The sequence below is a fragment of the Brevundimonas sp. NPDC090276 genome (assembly GCF_044772165.1).
In the GTDB taxonomy this organism is placed as follows: Bacteria; Pseudomonadota; Alphaproteobacteria; order Caulobacterales; family Caulobacteraceae; genus Brevundimonas.
Genome location: NZ_JBIVYK010000001.1, coordinates 712,722 through 727,105, shown reverse-complemented (window position 1 = coordinate 727,105; position 14,384 = coordinate 712,722). Strand labels below are relative to the sequence as shown.

Sequence of the window (14,384 nt, the reverse complement as noted above, 5' to 3'; positions counted from 1 at the left end):
TCTAGGACCCGCCCTGTTCCGACAGGGCGGGCGCCAACCGGGGCAGGCGCACCGTCGCCCTCAGCCCGCCTTCCGCGCGGTTGCTCAAGGACACTGTCCCGCCGCTGCGCTCGACCACCGACCGACTGATCGACAGCCCCAACCCGGCCCCGCCGGTGGCGCGGCTGCGCGAGGCCTCCAGACGGCGGAAGGGTGAAAAGACCGCCTCCAGCTGATCCGGCGGCAGCCCCGGTCCCGCGTCGTCGATGGTGCAGACGACCTCGCCTCCCTCGGACGTCACGACGACCTCGGCCCGATCGCCATAGAGCACGGCGTTGTCGATCAGATTGCCCAGCGCCCGATCCAGCTGATCCCGGTCACCCTGGATCAAATGCTCGCCCTCGGCGGTCAGCCTCACGTCCCGCCCCATCTCGACCTGTCGCGCCAAGCCCTCGCGGGCCAGATCGGCCAGGTCCAGCGGCTCCAGCGTCCAGGGCGCGTCCTCGCCGCGCACATAGGTCAGCAGTTGCGCGATCAACCGCTCCATCCGCGCGATGTCGGCCACGGCGGCTTCGCGCGGAGCCTCCGTCAGCCCTTCGACCCGCAGGCGCAAGCCCGTCAGCGGCGTCCTCAGATCATGAGCCACGGCGGCCATGATGGCGGTGCGCTCCTTCAGCGCCTCGCCCAGACGGTCGCGCATGGCGTCCAGGGCCTGGGCCGCCTCAGCCGCCTCGCGCGGGCCGCTGACGAAGGCGGCGGCGCGACGGTCGCCGCGCGCCGCCTCGGCCAGCCGCTGAAAGGGCGCGGTCAGCCGTCCCGCCCACCACAGGGCCAGCGGCAGCAGGACGCCCGCCGCGATCAGGAAGGCCAACCCCATCCGCAGCCGCTGCGGTGTCAGCCACGGCGACGGCGGCGTCACGACCGCCCAGCGCCCGTCCGGCTGACGCACCGACGCCTCGAAAGGGGCGAAGCTCATCCCCGGCGACAGGGCCATGCCCGCCAGCAGGGTCTTCACCCCCTCGGACGGCGCTGACGAAGAGGCAGGCGGTCTCCCTACCGGAACCCGCTCGGGCGTCAGCGGCCGCACCCGCACCTCGGCCATCGGCGCGTCCAGCAGGACCGCCAGACCGGCCTGGGCCACCAGGGCCTGTCCCTCGCGTGCGGCCTCGAAGGGCGGCACCGCGACCAGACGCCGCCGCCAGCCCCCCTCGCCCGTTAGCGCCGTCTGCACTTCGGCCAGCGTCACCCGTGCGGGCGGCGGCGCGGGAAAGGCCAGGGCGATGACGAAGCTGACGGTCAGGCACAGCAGGATGGCCGCGACGGTGAAGCCCGCCGCCAAGGTTCGAATGGACAGACGGCTCACCGCTGCATCAGCGCGCGGAAACGATACCCCGCCCCGCGCACCGTCTCGATCAGCGCCGCCTGCCCCGGTCGTTCCAGCTTGCGCCGCAGACGACTGACCGCCAGATCGACGGCCCGGTCGAAGTTCTCGGCCAGCGGCCCGTGGGTGTTCTCCAGAATCTGGTCGCGGCTGAGGATGCGGCCCGCCGACCGCACGAAGGTCAGCAGCAGGGCGAACTCGCCCGAGGTCAGCTCGACCACCATCCCCGTCGGGTCATTCAACCGCCGCGCCTCCGCCTCCAGCCTCCAGCCCTCGAAAGCCAGCGCGCGGTCCGTCGCCTCGTCCGCCTGCACGGGACGGCGCAGGACGGCGCGGATGCGGGCCAGCAGCTCGCGCGGCTCGAAGGGCTTGGGCAGATAATCAGCGGCCCCGACCTCCAGGCCGACGATGCGGTCGGTCGTCTCGCCCATGGCGCTGAGCATCAGCACCGGCGCCCGCCCCTGCAGCCGCCGACAGATGGACAAGCCGTCCTCGCCCGGCATCATGACGTCCAGCACGACCAGATCGGGCAGAGCCTCAGCCAGCCGGGCGTCCATGGCCGCCCCGCCGTCGGCCGTCCGCACGGCGTAACCGGCGCCCGACAGATAGTCGCCCAGCGCCGCCCTCAGGCTGGCGTCGTCATCGACGATCAGGATGTCGGCCGTCGCGCTCATGATCCCCCGGTCTTCCGCCCCTTCTGTATCTCTCTTGTGTCGGCGCGCGCCTCGCAAGCCTCCTGTTCGACATGAAGGCGATACGGACGCCGGCGAGCGTCAGCCTCCCACCTTCGGAGACGCCCATGCTCGCCCTCGCCCTGCTGCTCACCTCCACCGCGCTCGATCCGCTGTGCGCCCGCGCCCTGCAAGCGGCGCCCGAGCTCAGCTGCGCCGTCGCCGGCCGCGGCGTGGCCCTGGCGGGAACGCCGGAAGAGGCGGAACGGCTGGCGGGCTACGCCAAGGCGGGCGAGGCCCGCTTCACCGCCCGCTTCGGCCGCGACATCGCCCCCTACGCCGTCCTCTCGACCCCGCCCGCGCCGGACCGCGCCGCCCTGCGCGCCGCCGGCTTCGCCCATGTCCTGCCCTGGCCCGCGCCCCGCGCCTTCGACGAGGCGGCCCGCCGCAGCGTCGAGCAAGGCACCCGCCGCTTCGCCGCCTCGCAGAACATGAGCCCGGCCCAGACCGAGGAAGTCGTCGCCCGCGCCCTGTCCCAGATCCCCGACGCCAAGGCCCAGGCCGCGCTGGACGCGGGCATGGTGCCGCATGAGCTGGGCCACCTGTGGTTCACCGCCGCCTTCTGGCCCAAACGCCTGGAAACCGACGCGAACGCCGCCCCCCACTACGGCGGCCCCGGCCCCGACTGGCTGGACGAAGCCGCCGCCGTGGTTCTGGAGGACGACCCCACCGCCGCCCAGCGCCGCGACCAGTTCCGCGCCCTGATGAAGGGCGAAGTCGTCCCCGCCGTCGGTCCGGTCGAGGGCCGCGCTCTGCTGCTGGACCTGCCCGGCCTGCTGTCGCGCGAACACCCCGGCCTGGCGCGCGCCGTCGCCGCCGCGCCCGAGGTTGTCTCGTCCAGCGGCGGCGTCGGCGTGGGCGTCAGCTTCACCCCCGCAGGCGCCGGCGCCCGCCCGGCGGCGCTGGAACGCGTCTTCTACATCCAGAGCCGGGTCTTCGCCGACTATCTGATCCAGACCTCCGGCCGCCCGACCATCCTCGCCGACATCGCTGCGGCCCTGGCGGACGGTCGCAGCTTCGAGGCCTGGCTGGCGAACGAGGGCGCGGCGCGCGGCTTGCCGCCCTCGCTCGCGGACTTGCAGAGGGGCTGGATCGACTACGCGCGCCGGCTCTGAAACCAGCGAGCACTCGGTTTCAGGGAAGGGGATGCTCCCAGCAATCGAGCAGTCCGTTCACCATGCCGGAGCCCCATGCCGCGTAGGCGTCTGAGCCGGAAACAGACACGTCCGCGCCGCTGAAGGTCTTGTAGGAGACCGTAACGCCCCAGCCGCCGAGCGCAATGACGTTCAGCGGCAGGGGTTCGTCGCGGACAATGGTGGCGACCGGCGTCGGGGTGATGGGCGGCAATTCGCGAAATGCCAGAGCCGCCGTCTTCAAGGCCGGACAGCCATCCGATGTGATTTCTTCCTGCCCACGCGAGGAGGTCCGTACCGCATGCCAGGTCAGCGACTGCCACGCCTCTCTTGTAAGGGGCGCTCCGAGGGGCCGTGCGAGAGAAATCGCGATCGTCTGATGTGACGCTGCGCCCGGCTGACCTATCGCGACGGTCGCCAGCGCAGCTCTGTCTTCGATCTCCGGCGGAACCATACCCAGGATCAAACTGGCGACAAGCATGTTGTTCCCCCCGCAAGACGCTCTAGGCCGATTTGAGATACAGCGTCCGTCACCTTCACGGCGAGGTCAATCAGGCCGCCGGCTTGCCGACTTCCTCGACGGCCATGGCGGTGACGCCCGGCGGGGGCGGCGTCACAGCAGCGGTCGGCGCCTCGTAGGCCTTCAGCCGCTCGTTGATGGCGGCGATCTCTTCCTTGCTGGCCTGACGGCGGCCGCCCAGGCTGGCGATGCCGACGACGCGGGTCTGGCCGTCGATCTCGACGGTACGCAGCTGGTTCGGGGCAGCGCCGGCCAGGGCCTCTTCGACGCTGTCGGCGGCCAGCAGGATGCGGGGCTGGGCGAAGCGGGCCTCGTCGATGAGCGGCTCGCGGCCCGCCGACCTCTGGACGAAGGCGGCGCTTTCGCCGGGCGCGCCCTTCCAGCGATAGAAGATGTGCGCCCCGACCTGGGTGATCTTGGCCACCGTCGGCGCCCACCAGGGATGGACGTAGTCGGCATGATAATGGGTCGCCGTGCCCACCCGCGTCGCCACATGGCCGGCCAGGGCGCGCTCGGCCACGCGGGCGGCGCGATTCCAGGCCCAGGGAATAGGCGCGCGGCTCAGCGCGCCGTCGCAAGTGAAGCTGAACTGACAGCCGGTGGTCCGCTCGGCGCCCTGATAGACGACGCCGCAGACCGTGGCGGGATAGTTGGGGTCGCGCACCCGGTTCAGCACGACCTGGGCCACGCCCTCCTGCCCCTCGGTCGGCTCCAGCGCCGCCTCGTAATAGACTGCCTGGGTCAGGCAGCGCAGGGCGCGCTTACGATCCGCCTCGGTGGCGGGGCGCAGGTCGAAGGGCCTGGCGGGCTGCAAGGCGCCGAAGGCGTTGGGCATGGCCGCGTTCAACTGCTGAGCGGCGAGGCCCGAGACGCCGGCGTCCAGTGACGGCTTGCCGCCCAGGCTCAGGCTCTCCCACCCCGGCGTCAGACCGTACAGTTCGGGTTGGTTCAGCGCCGGATCGAAGCGCTGCGCGATCGCCAGCTGGCCGGGATCCAGCCGCGCCATGATCAGCTTCAGTCCGTTCGGGGTCAGATCGCCGCCGGTGGCGCGCGCCACCGCCTCGGCGGTGCGGTCCAGATCGGGACGCACGCTGGAGCTGGCCGACATGGCCAGGCCCATGACCGCCAGACTGACGGCCACGGCCATGGGCGCCACGGCGAGAGCCTGGCGTCCGGTCGTCTTCAGCTGCGGCAGTCGGCCTTTCAGCATCCAGCGTCCCATGTGCGGCGCTGGCGAGCGCCGGAGGGTGATCGAAGTGACCGCCCAATCCGGCGCTTTTCAGGCCCGAAGATTACCGTTCCGTGAGGGGTCAGCGATCACCCAGGCTGGAACGCAGCATCCAGGCGGCCTTTTCGTGGGCGGCCAGACGCTGGGTCATCAGATCGACGCTGGCCTCGTCGCCCACCTTGTCGGCGGCGTCCAGGGCGGCGCGGGCCGTGGCGATCAGCACGCCGTGGTCCTTGATCAGTTCCTTGAGCATGGCGCTCGCATCTTTCTCGGGATCGCCGTCCTTGATCGAGGTCAGATTGGCGAAGGCCGAAGCGCTCTGCGGGGCCAGTTCGCCCAGGGCGCGGATGCGCTCGGCGATATCGTCCAGCGCGGCCCAGATTTCATTGTATTGCTGCTCCAGCAGCTTGTGCAGGCTGAAGAACTCCGGCCCGCGGACGTTCCAGTGATAGCCGTGCGTCTTCTGATAGACGGCGAAGCTGTCGGCGAGGACCTTGGACAGTTCGCGGGCGACCTCGTCGCGTTCCTGGGGTTTCAGGCCGGTGTCGATGGCGGCGGTCATGTCTGCTCCTGATGCGTGACGTACGAAAGATCCAGCTCTGCAGTTAGGTCTTTTCGCACGCCAGCCAAGGGGCGGCGACGACCCGTCGCACATGAATCTTCGCTGCCGTAACGCTGAAGTCGCCGGGGCGTTGCAGGTCTGAACCCGCCATCCGCCGCTTCGGAGCACATACGGCGGAACCCGGCGTTACGCCCGGCCCCGCCGTCGGATCGGTCAGTTCAGAGCTTAGCGCTGGCGCGCCTTGCGGGCGGCGTAGCGGGCGTCGCGCGCGGCCTTCTGCTCTTCCTTGGTCAGTTGCTTGCGCTCCTTGCGGGCGGCGCGCTTGGCGGCGTCGACCTCGTCCTGGGCGGCCATTTCGGCGGCCAGGCGGGCGGCTTCCTTCTCGGCCTTCTCGCGGCGGATCTCGGCCTTCTCCAGCTCGAATTGCTGGCGCTGGGCTTCCTTCTCGGCGGCGCGCTTCTCAGCCAGCTTCTCGAACTCGGGATCCTGGACCGTCGGCTTGGGCTTGAACTTGGCCAGCAGGGCCTTCTTGGCGTCTTGCTGGGCGGAGATACGATCGTTGAAGCCGGTTTGTTTGAGGTCTCGCATGCGTAGAGGCGGTCTTCCTTGAAACTCTGATGAGGGGCGACGCCGATCAGTGGCGGCCCGGCGGGCGTGCGGATGCGCGAACGGCCCGGCGCGCTGCCAAAGCGGAATCTGGCGCAGAAATCAAGCTCTGCCGCCGCTTCGGACCCTCAAACACGCAATTTAGGGCCGAGATCGCGTCCGAACCGACAAATGGGGCTCGCGGCGCCGTCGGCAAGCGACGCCGCAGACAGCCGATCAGTGCGGCTTCTTGTCGATATGGCCGACCGCCGCCCCCGCGGCCCCGCCGACCGCCGCCCCGACCGGCCCGGCCACCACGGCGCCGGCGATGGCGCCGGTCGCGGCCTTCTGCTCGATCGTGTGTCCGCACGCGGAAAGTCCCAGGGCCGAGACCCCCAAGGCGAGAACGACGGCGGCGCGGATCGGGGAACGGGTCATCAGGCAGGGAACTCCTTGAAATGGTTGAGCTTGCAACGCTGCCGAGACCAAAAAGTTCCCACCTTGCACTCGCGCCAACCAGGCAAGTAACGACTTCATAGCCAATAGCGTTTCCACCGAAAACGGCTCCGGTTCGAAATCATCACCCCGTAATCGAATACAGAATTCGCAAGATGTTCTCAAGCAATGACCACCACTCCTCATAGACTGGAAATTCCTCGTCTATAGGGGCGCGACGAATTGCTGCGCCGCAACAGCAATTGGCGAATCAACCACATTGAGGCCATAAACGAATGGCTTAAGGCCCGCCTTCCGGAGGTCGGCCGTTCGTCGATCTCTGGTCCGGAGCGGGTTCGCGACGCGTCATGTCGCCCGGTTCCGTTGAGTAAAGGGGCGGCATCCTCGCCCTGCTGAACAGGACTACGCTTTTGAGTTCCTCCTCGCAGACGCGTGCGCTGATGCACGCCGCCCAATCCATTCGCCTGCGCCCCAAGACGGCGGCTGCGGCGTTCGGCGGCGTCGTCAGCCTTGCCGTCGGTGGAGCCTATCTGGGCGGCGTCGCCGCCCAGGCTTCAACCGTTCGCGCCCAAGCTGAACGCCTGCAAGGCGCCGGCTCCGAGGGCTATACCCAGGAAGCCATGGCCGCCGCGGCCGGCGGCCTGGACGCCAGCGCCCTGGCCATCGCCGATCGTCACGACCCCTACGCTGTCGCCGGCGCCGCCCAGCGCGACCGCCAGGCGGAGCTGCTGACCGCCCGCCTCGAAGACTCCCAGAACGGTCTGCGCCGCGCCGACCTGAGCAATCCCGCCGCCAAGCCCTTCCGCATGAGCAGCGCCCTGGATCAGTCGCGCGATCTCGATTGCCTGACCAAGGCCGCCTATTACGAAGCGCGCGGCGAAGGCACGGACGGCATGAAGGCCGTGGCCCAGGTGGTGCTGAACCGCGCCCGCCACCCCTCCTTCCCCAACACCGTCTGCGCCGTGGTCTTCCAGGGTTCGAACCGCAGCACCGGCTGCCAGTTCAGCTTCACCTGCAACGGCGCCATGCGCGGCGCGGTCAACCGCACCGCCTGGAACCGGGCCCGCGACGTGGCCTCCAAGGCCCTGTCGGGTCAGGTCTACGCCCCGGTCGGCAACGCCACCCATTTCCATACCACCGGCGTCTCGCCGAGCTGGCGTCACAGCCTGGTCAAGGTGAACCAGGTCGGCAACCACCTGTTCTACCGCTTCGGCGGGCGCTCGGGTTCCAGCGAGTCCTTCCGCTACACGCCGCGCCCCTCGACCGGTTCAGAGGCCCCGCGCATGGTCCAGGCCAGCCTCAAAGCCGAAACCTCCAGCGGCCCGGTGCCCTACAACCAACTCGCCGCGCAAACCGCCGTCGCCGGCTAACCGTCCAGCCGCGGACCAAGGCTAGCGGTCCTGCGTCTTCCACTGCGGCGTCATATTCTGCTTCAGGTTGCCGTAGCGGCCCTGTTGACCCGTGTTGACGTCCGCGTCGCCCGGTTGCCCCGACTGGGCGCCGGTGGCCAGGTCGCGACGATCCGCCATGTCCTGAACGGAGCGCGCGCCGTGGTCGGCGAAGCTGCGCTGCTCCTTGGGCACGGACGGGGACTTGGCCATGGCGGGCTCCTTTCACCGAAATGAAACGAGCCTCGACGCAAGGATGTTCCCGGCCCGTTTCTTGCTGCGAGCCGGACCGAACGCCCCAGACGTCCCGGAAGCCGCCGCATGACCCAGACCTCCGCCGCCCCCTCCCCCGCCTCCAAGACCCGCGGCGGCGCGCTGGACGCCCTGCGCTTTGTCGCCGCCCTGTTCGTGGTGGTGTTCCATTTCGGGGACACCGCGCCCATTGCGCTGCGGACCGTGCACGGCTTTCTGGAGCGCGGCTATCTGGCCACCGACTTCTTCCTGATCCTGTCGGGCTTTGTCCTGGCCAAGGCCTATGGCGCCGGCGTCGCCAGCGGCAAGGTGTCCTTGCAGCGATTTTGGCTGAAACGGCTGGCGCGCTGTTACCCCACCCACATCATCACCCTGGCCATTCTGGTCGTCATGGTGCTGGTCGCCGGCGCTTTGGGGATGCCCCCCACCAACGAGGGGCGCTTCGACCTGTCCGGCCTGCCCGCCCAGATCTTCCTGCTGCACGCCTTCGGGCTGGGCGACGACCAGTGGAACGTACCCAGCTGGACCATCTCGACCCTGCTGATCTGCTACGCCTTTTTCCCCATGCTGTGGCGCGCCATGCTGAGGATCACCAGCGTCTGGATCTGCCTGGGCCTGGCCGTCGCCATCGTCGTCGGCTCGAACGCCCTCAGCCTGGCCCTGCTGGGCCAGCAACAGTTCAACCTGGGCGGCCAATGGTGCCTGTTCCGCGCCGCGCCCCTCTTCCTGGCCGGACTGGTGCTGGCGCGGGCGGTTCAGACCGGACGCTGGACGACCGGATCGGCGCGTCTGGTCGGTTTCGGCGGGGGCGCCGCCCTGCTGGCCAACGCCTGGTGGGTCGGGCCGGACCTGATCAACATCCTGGCCATCTGCACCATCATCATCGGCTGCGGCGCCTCGCCGGTGACCAAGCCCATCCCCGGCGCCGAATGGGGGGCCAAGGTCAGCTTCTGCCTGTTCATGGTCCACACCATCACCGGGGCGATCTGGTTCGACGTGGTCGAGCCCCTGGCCGCTCGCCTGCACCCGGCGGTCGAGAGCGTGGCCTGGGAGGCCTGGGCCATGTGGCTCGGCGCCCTGGCCTTCACCGTGATCGCCTCGGACCTCTACAACCGCTTCATCGACGAGCCGATCCAGAACTGGATCGGTCGCAAATGGTTCGCCCGTCCGGTCAGCCCCCCAGCCGTCAGCGAGCGTCCAGACCCACGTCCAGCTGCGGAACAGAGTGCGTAAGGGCGCCGACCGAGATCACGTCCACCCCGGTCGCCGCGATCCCCGCCGCCGTCGTCAGATTGACCCCGCCTGAAGCCTCCAGCACCACCGAGCCGAAGGCGCTGGCTCTCACCCGGCGCACGGCCTCGGCCATGTCGTCGAGGCTGAAGTTGTCCAGCATGATGACGTCGGGGCGTTCCGGCAGGACCTCGTCCAGCTGGGCCAGGCTGTCGACCTCGACCTCGACCTTCATCAGGTGGGGTGCAAAGGCCCTGGCGCGGCGCACCGCCTCGCCCGCTCCGCCGCAGACGGCGACGTGGTTGTCCTTGATCAGGATGGCGTCATCCAGACCGAAACGATGGTTCAGCCCGCCGCCGCAGGCCACCGCGTGCTTCTCCAGCGCGCGCAGGCCGGGCGTCGTCTTGCGGGTGTCGGCGATACGGGCGCTGGTTCCCGCCACGGCCTGCACATAGGCCCGCGTCAGCGTGGCGATGCCGCACATCCGACCCAACAGGTTCAGCGCCGTCCGTTCCGCCGCCAGCAGGGCGCGGGCGTCAGCTTCGGCCTCGACCAGCACGGCTCCCGCCTCGAAGGCCTCGCCGTCGGCGACCTTGATGGTCACCTTGGCCTGCGGGTCCATCGCGTGGACCGCGATCCGCACCACCGCGCCGCCGGCCATCACCCCGGCCTGACGGGCCGAAAAGATGGCGCTGAAACGGGCGCCCTCGGGGATGCAGGCCTGAGCCGTCACATCGCCCGTACGACCCAGGTCCTCGGCCAGGGCCATCCGCACGACAGGTTCGATCAACAGGTCCGGCAGGGTACGGGTCACGCAGGCGTCCTTTGAAGTCAGATGGTGGCGGCGAGCGCGGCGATGACCGCCGCCTCGTCATCGTCGGTGCGGACGGGCGTCAGCCGCATCCGCGTATGCTCCGCCGTCGGCAGGCTGTCGGGATAGTCGGAGCGGAAATGCCCGCCCCGGCTCTCGCGCCGGTTCAGCGCGCCCTCGGCGATCAACCGCGCGGCGGTCAGGACCACGGCGTCGGGATGGGCCTTGGCCAGCCGGTCGATGACGGCGATCAGGGCGCTCAGCCCCTCCTCGTCGCGCACCACGCCTGCGAACCGGGTCATGGCGGCGCGCAGCTCGGCCATGGCTTCAGACGGCAGGTCCTTCGAGGCTCGCGCGGGTCTCAGCGCGACCTTGGGCGGCTGAACTTCCCTTGCCGCCGCTCGGCCCGCCCGCCGACCGAAAGCGCCCGCTTCCAGCAGCGAGTTGGAGGCCAGACGGTTGGCCCCGTGCACCCCGGTCGCCGCGCACTCGCCGATGGCGTAGAGGCCGGGCACGCTTGTCCGCCCCTCGTCGTCGGCGGCGATGCCGCCCATGTGGTAGTGGGCCGCCGCCGCTACCGGGATGGGGCTGACGCGCGGGTCCAGCCCGGCGCGCATGCAGGCGGCGAACACCGCCGGAAACTCGTGCGGGAAGGCCTCGCCCACCGCCTTGGTCGCGTCCAGAAACGCCCCGCGCCCGTCGGCGCGCGCCGCATGCACCACCCGCGCCACGATGTCCCGAGGGGCCAGATCGGCGTCGGCGTCTTCGCCCAGCAGATAGGCGCCGCTCCCGTCGATCAGCCGCGCCCCCTCGCCGCGCAGGGCCTCGGTCGCCAGCGGAGCCGGGTCGAGTCCGACGTCGATGGCGGTCGGGTGGAACTGCACGAACTCCGGGTCGAGGATTTCAGCCCCCGCCAGCCAGGCCAGGGCCAGACCCTCGCCGCGCAGGGCCGAGGGGTTGGTCGTCACCTCATAGAGGCCGCCGACGCCACCGGTGGCCAGCACCACGGCGGGGGCGAAGACCTCGTCCACCCGCCCGCCAGATCGCTCGATCAGAGCGCCGCGCACCCGACCGTTCACGTCCTGGATCAGGCCGCGCAACCGCCCGTCTTCCCAAATTTCGATATGTCTGGAGGCCCGCGCCGCTGCCACCACCGCCGACAGGATGGCCCGCCCGGCGCCGTCGCCGCCGACCCGCGCCACGCGCGGCAGGCTGTGCGCCGCCTCCAGGCTGACGGAGAAACCGCCCACCTCGTCCCGATCGAAGGGCGCGCCCAGCGAGGCCAGCCACTCCACCGTCTCGCGCCCGCGCTCGGTCAGGGCGCGCGCCGCCTCGGGTTCGACCAGACCGGCGCCTGCGCCCTCGGTGTCTTTCGCGTGCAGGACCGCGCTGTCCCTGGGCGACAGGGCCGCCGCTAGCCCGCCCTGGGCCCAGGCCGAGGAACAGGCGTTCAGCAGGGGTTCCGGCGTCACCACCAGAGCCTTCGCCGGTGCCGCCTCCAGCGCGGCCGACAGGCCCGCCAGTCCGCCGCCGATGATCAGCGGCCCGTCATGCCGGATGCGCGCCATGCCTCTAGCGGCCTCCCACGCCGATGAATCTCAGGCCCATCTCGAGGGCCGGTTCCACCGCCCCGCCGGTCAGGGGCAGCAGGGCGCCGATGGCCGCCGCCGCACAGATCGCCGCCGTCGCCAGATAGAGCGCCAAACTGCGCCCCGCCTCAGGCCAGCTCAGCCGCCCCCAGGCCGCGCGCCAGACGCCGCGCTTCATGTGGCCAAAAATCGCGATGGCGAGAAAAATGGCCAGAGGCCAGCGTCCCGTCGACAGGCCCCACCAGACGGCCAGACCGCCGACGGCCAGAAGCGCCACCTGCTCCAGTCGCGGATGCACCCGCGTCAGCACCGGCCCCAGCGCCTTGGACCCATCCAGCGGCGGGGCGGGCAGCAGGTTCACCAGATTGATCATGGCGATGAAGAAGGCCGCCATCAGCCACTCGGGCGACCGCAACCACAGACCCGCCGCCACAAAGGGGATCATGGCGATCAGGCCGAAGGCCGGTCCCGCCAGCGAAACCAGTACGCCGTGCCATTCGCTCTTCGGCTCGCGCTGCCCCTTGGCCATGCCGCCGAGGAAGGGAATGATGTAGATGCGCGCCGGCCCCATGCCGAGGCGGTTCATAGCCAGCACGTGTCCGTATTCATGCACGAACAGGCCGAACAGGACGCCCCCCGCCACCACCACGCTACCCGTGACCCACCACAGGAAGCCCGCCATCAGCAGGGTCGATGCGATGGCCCAGCCCGGATGCTGGCCCTTGTCCTCCAGCGGCGCGGCCTTCACCGCACGCACGGGTTCGGGCCCCGCCTGTTCGGGCGGCAGATCCCAGGGACCAGGACGACGAGTGGTGTGGTCAGTATCGCTCATGGCGTCGAACTGGGCGCGCGGCGAGCAGCCCGCAACGGGCCGCATCGCCGCAGGACCTCAGATCAGCTCCACATCGACGTGGTGCTTGGCCTTGATCAGGTCATAGCGCGCCGGGACGGCCGGCGGCGGCAGGTCGATCATCCGCTGCACGGCCAGACGGCCGCGCTCGGCCATGTCGGGCTCTACCGTCACCTCGAACTTCATGTCGCGCAGGCAGTCGCGGATGTTCTCCAGGGTGATGCGCTTCATATGCGGGCACAGGTTGCACGGGCCGATGAAGTCGACGCCGGGCACGTCGCCCTTGACGTTCGAGGCCATCGAGCACTCGGTGATCATCACCACCTGCTTCGGCTTGCGGTCGACCACATAGTCGATCATCGCCGCCGTCGAGCCGGCGAAGTCCGACGCCGCCAGCACCTCTTCGGGGCATTCCGGGTGGGCCAGAATCTCCGCGCCCGGATAGGCGGCGCGCATCTCGGCGATGTCGTCGGCGGTGAAGCGCTCATGCACCTCGCAGCGGCCCTTCCAGGCGATGATGCCCACGGTCGTCTGCGCCGCGACGTTGCGCGCCAGGAACTCGTCGGGGATCAGGATCACCTTGTCGACGCCCCATTCCTTCGCCGCCCATTCCACCACCTGAACGGCGTTGGCGCTGGTGCAGCAGATGTCGGTCTCGGCCTTCACGTCGGCGGTGGTGTTGACATAGGTGACGACCGGCAGACCGGGGTAGCGCTGCTTGATCAAGCGCACGTCCGCCCCCGTGATCGACGAGGCCAGCGAGCAGCCCGCGCGCAGGTCGGGGATCAGCACCGTCTTGTCGGGCGACAGGATCTTCGACGTCTCGGCCATGAAGTGCACGCCCGCCTGGACGATGACCTTGGCGTTCGAGCGCGCGGCCTCCTTGGCCAGACCCAGGCTATCGCCGACATAGTCGCCGACCCCGTGAAAGATCTCGGGCGTCATGTAGTTGTGAGCCAGAATGACGGCGTCGCGCGTCTTCTTCAGCGCATTGATCTCGCTGATCAGCTTGGCCTGTTCCGGCCACTCCAGCGGCGTCACCAGACCCTTGACCTTCTCCCAGACGGGAGCGGTCTCTTCCGCCAGTTCCTTCGACAGACCGAAAGCGCCGTCCGCCATCGCCTCTACTCCCTTGCGGCCGTCTGCGCGGCCCCGACTTATGCTCAAAGTTAGCATAAGCAGGCGCAATGTAGGCTGTTCCGCACACGGCGCAAGGGAAAAGGGCGTGAACGCCGCCTACAGCAGTTCTGCCTCCAGCCGTGCGGCCCACAGGGCGGCGCGCTTCTTCAGCTCATCCTTGCGGGCCATGTCGGACAGGTCGGGGGCCAGTCGGTCCAGTTGCTCGAAGCGGAAGCTGTCGGCGCCGTGGGCGGTCCATTCGGCCTGAAGCGACTTGAAGGGACTGCTGCCCAGCTTAAGCGCGAACCACAGGCCGTTCTGCTGGGTGTCTATGTGGCGGCTCTGTCCGACCCAGGCGCGGCCGCTGGCGGAACAGATGACGGCGAACACCCCGGCGATGGTTTCCCGGTCCTTGTAGTCGGCGATCATCGCCTTGCGGTCTGTGGACGTCATGGACGCCTCCTATTGTTTTACCCGGATCAAATAGCTCAAATTATTACCCGGGTAAATATAAACGATCCACGCGCCCGCCTGCGCAAAACCCTTTCCCCAGACCCGACTCCTGGCCTA

General features: G+C 69.6%; 16 protein-coding genes. 3 read left to right on the top strand and 13 right to left on the bottom strand.

Annotated features, from left to right (window positions below; genetic code table 11):
• Position 1: 1 nt before the first annotated feature.
• Positions 2–1,342, bottom strand: a complete 1,341-nt coding sequence (locus ACIQTU_RS03440) for a sensor histidine kinase (protein WP_400542344.1) — start codon at positions 1,340–1,342, stop codon at positions 2–4.
• Positions 1,339–2,034 carry a response regulator gene (locus ACIQTU_RS03435; RefSeq protein WP_400542341.1) on the bottom strand — a complete coding sequence of 232 codons (696 nt, stop codon included), beginning with the start codon at positions 2,032–2,034 and terminating at the stop codon, positions 1,339–1,341. The genes ACIQTU_RS03440 and ACIQTU_RS03435 overlap by 4 nt, the downstream gene beginning before the upstream one ends.
• 125 nt (positions 2,035–2,159) lie before the next feature.
• Here ACIQTU_RS03435 and ACIQTU_RS03430 point away from each other — a divergent pair, with 125 nt between their 5' ends.
• Positions 2,160–3,206: a hypothetical protein gene (locus ACIQTU_RS03430; protein WP_400542338.1), complete on the top strand. Its 1,047-nt coding sequence runs from the start codon at positions 2,160–2,162 to the stop codon at positions 3,204–3,206.
• Between the two features lie 19 nt (positions 3,207–3,225).
• On the opposite strand, the gene ACIQTU_RS03425 is transcribed toward ACIQTU_RS03430, so the two are convergent.
• The 5 genes from ACIQTU_RS03425 to ACIQTU_RS03405 form a co-directional block, all read right to left on the bottom strand.
• Positions 3,226–3,705, bottom strand: a complete 480-nt coding sequence (locus ACIQTU_RS03425) for a hypothetical protein (protein WP_400542335.1) — start codon at positions 3,703–3,705, stop codon at positions 3,226–3,228.
• A gap of 70 nt (positions 3,706–3,775) precedes the next feature.
• Positions 3,776–4,954, bottom strand: coding sequence for a cell wall hydrolase (locus tag ACIQTU_RS03420; protein WP_400542332.1), 1,179 nt, complete (start codon positions 4,952–4,954; stop codon positions 3,776–3,778).
• 100 nt (positions 4,955–5,054) lie between these two features.
• Positions 5,055–5,534 (bottom strand): Dps family protein, encoded by a 480-nt coding sequence (locus tag ACIQTU_RS03415; protein WP_400542329.1) that lies wholly within the window; start codon positions 5,532–5,534, stop codon positions 5,055–5,057.
• Between the two features lie 225 nt (positions 5,535–5,759).
• The gene (locus ACIQTU_RS03410; RefSeq protein ID WP_400542326.1) at positions 5,760–6,122 is read right to left on the bottom strand and encodes a DUF6481 family protein; all 363 of its coding nucleotides are present in this window, start codon (positions 6,120–6,122) and stop codon (positions 5,760–5,762) included.
• 234 nt (positions 6,123–6,356) lie between these two features.
• Positions 6,357–6,557, bottom strand: coding sequence for a hypothetical protein (locus ACIQTU_RS03405; protein WP_400542323.1), 201 nt, complete (start codon positions 6,555–6,557; stop codon positions 6,357–6,359).
• 428 nt (positions 6,558–6,985) lie between these two features.
• Here ACIQTU_RS03405 and ACIQTU_RS03400 point away from each other — a divergent pair, with 428 nt between their 5' ends.
• Positions 6,986–7,945, top strand: a complete 960-nt coding sequence (locus ACIQTU_RS03400) for a cell wall hydrolase (RefSeq protein WP_400542320.1) — start codon at positions 6,986–6,988, stop codon at positions 7,943–7,945.
• 21 nt (positions 7,946–7,966) lie between these two features.
• On the opposite strand, the gene ACIQTU_RS03395 is transcribed toward ACIQTU_RS03400, so the two are convergent.
• Entirely contained in the window at positions 7,967–8,176 is a 210-nt protein-coding gene (locus tag ACIQTU_RS03395) for a hypothetical protein (protein ID WP_400542317.1), read from the bottom strand.
• A gap of 108 nt (positions 8,177–8,284) precedes the next feature.
• On the opposite strand from ACIQTU_RS03395, the gene ACIQTU_RS03390 reads away from it, so the two are divergent.
• Positions 8,285–9,448, top strand: coding sequence for an acyltransferase family protein (locus tag ACIQTU_RS03390; RefSeq protein ID WP_400542314.1), 1,164 nt, complete (start codon positions 8,285–8,287; stop codon positions 9,446–9,448).
• On the opposite strand, the gene nadC is transcribed toward ACIQTU_RS03390, so the two are convergent.
• The 5 genes from nadC to ACIQTU_RS03365 form a co-directional block, all read right to left on the bottom strand.
• Positions 9,402–10,214, bottom strand: a complete 813-nt coding sequence (gene nadC / locus ACIQTU_RS03385) for a carboxylating nicotinate-nucleotide diphosphorylase (protein WP_400543753.1) — start codon at positions 10,212–10,214, stop codon at positions 9,402–9,404. The two genes, ACIQTU_RS03390 and nadC, sit on opposite strands and share 47 nt — an antisense overlap.
• A gap of 62 nt (positions 10,215–10,276) precedes the next feature.
• Positions 10,277–11,824, bottom strand: a complete 1,548-nt coding sequence (locus ACIQTU_RS03380) for an L-aspartate oxidase (RefSeq protein WP_400542311.1) — start codon at positions 11,822–11,824, stop codon at positions 10,277–10,279.
• A gap of 4 nt (positions 11,825–11,828) precedes the next feature.
• Entirely contained in the window at positions 11,829–12,722 is an 894-nt protein-coding gene (locus ACIQTU_RS03375) for a metalloprotease (RefSeq protein ID WP_400542308.1), read from the bottom strand.
• Between the two features lie 12 nt (positions 12,723–12,734).
• A complete protein-coding gene (gene nadA / locus ACIQTU_RS03370; protein ID WP_400542305.1) occupies positions 12,735–13,814 on the bottom strand; it encodes a quinolinate synthase NadA in 1,080 nt (359 codons plus the stop codon).
• Positions 13,815–13,931: 117 nt separating this feature from the next.
• Positions 13,932–14,267, bottom strand: a complete 336-nt coding sequence (locus tag ACIQTU_RS03365) for a GIY-YIG nuclease family protein (protein WP_400542302.1) — start codon at positions 14,265–14,267, stop codon at positions 13,932–13,934.
• Positions 14,268–14,384 lie beyond the last annotated feature (117 nt).

Excerpts from the sequence above, each read along its gene's own strand:
- ACIQTU_RS03435 (WP_400542341.1), bottom strand. The coding sequence starts at position 2,034 with ATGAGCGCGACGGCCGACATCCTGATCGTCGATGACGACGCCAGCCTG.
- ACIQTU_RS03430 (WP_400542338.1), top strand. The coding sequence starts at position 2,160 with ATGCTCGCCCTCGCCCTGCTGCTCACCTCCACCGCGCTCGATCCGCTG.
- ACIQTU_RS03425 (WP_400542335.1), bottom strand. The coding sequence starts at position 3,705 with ATGCTTGTCGCCAGTTTGATCCTGGGTATGGTTCCGCCGGAGATCGAA.
- ACIQTU_RS03420 (WP_400542332.1), bottom strand. The coding sequence starts at position 4,954 with ATGCTGAAAGGCCGACTGCCGCAGCTGAAGACGACCGGACGCCAGGCT.
- ACIQTU_RS03415 (WP_400542329.1), bottom strand. The coding sequence starts at position 5,534 with ATGACCGCCGCCATCGACACCGGCCTGAAACCCCAGGAACGCGACGAG.
- ACIQTU_RS03410 (WP_400542326.1), bottom strand. The coding sequence starts at position 6,122 with ATGCGAGACCTCAAACAAACCGGCTTCAACGATCGTATCTCCGCCCAG.
- ACIQTU_RS03405 (WP_400542323.1), bottom strand. The coding sequence starts at position 6,557 with ATGACCCGTTCCCCGATCCGCGCCGCCGTCGTTCTCGCCTTGGGGGTC.
- ACIQTU_RS03395 (WP_400542317.1), bottom strand. The coding sequence starts at position 8,176 with ATGGCCAAGTCCCCGTCCGTGCCCAAGGAGCAGCGCAGCTTCGCCGAC.
- ACIQTU_RS03390 (WP_400542314.1), top strand. The coding sequence starts at position 8,285 with ATGACCCAGACCTCCGCCGCCCCCTCCCCCGCCTCCAAGACCCGCGGC.
- nadC (WP_400543753.1), bottom strand. The coding sequence starts at position 10,214 with ATGGCCCTGGCCGAGGACCTGGGTCGTACGGGCGATGTGACGGCTCAG.
- ACIQTU_RS03380 (WP_400542311.1), bottom strand. The coding sequence starts at position 11,824 with ATGGCGCGCATCCGGCATGACGGGCCGCTGATCATCGGCGGCGGACTG.
- ACIQTU_RS03375 (WP_400542308.1), bottom strand. The coding sequence starts at position 12,722 with ATGCGGCCCGTTGCGGGCTGCTCGCCGCGCGCCCAGTTCGACGCCATG.
- nadA (WP_400542305.1), bottom strand. The coding sequence starts at position 13,814 with ATGGCGGACGGCGCTTTCGGTCTGTCGAAGGAACTGGCGGAAGAGACC.
- ACIQTU_RS03365 (WP_400542302.1), bottom strand. The coding sequence starts at position 14,267 with ATGACGTCCACAGACCGCAAGGCGATGATCGCCGACTACAAGGACCGG.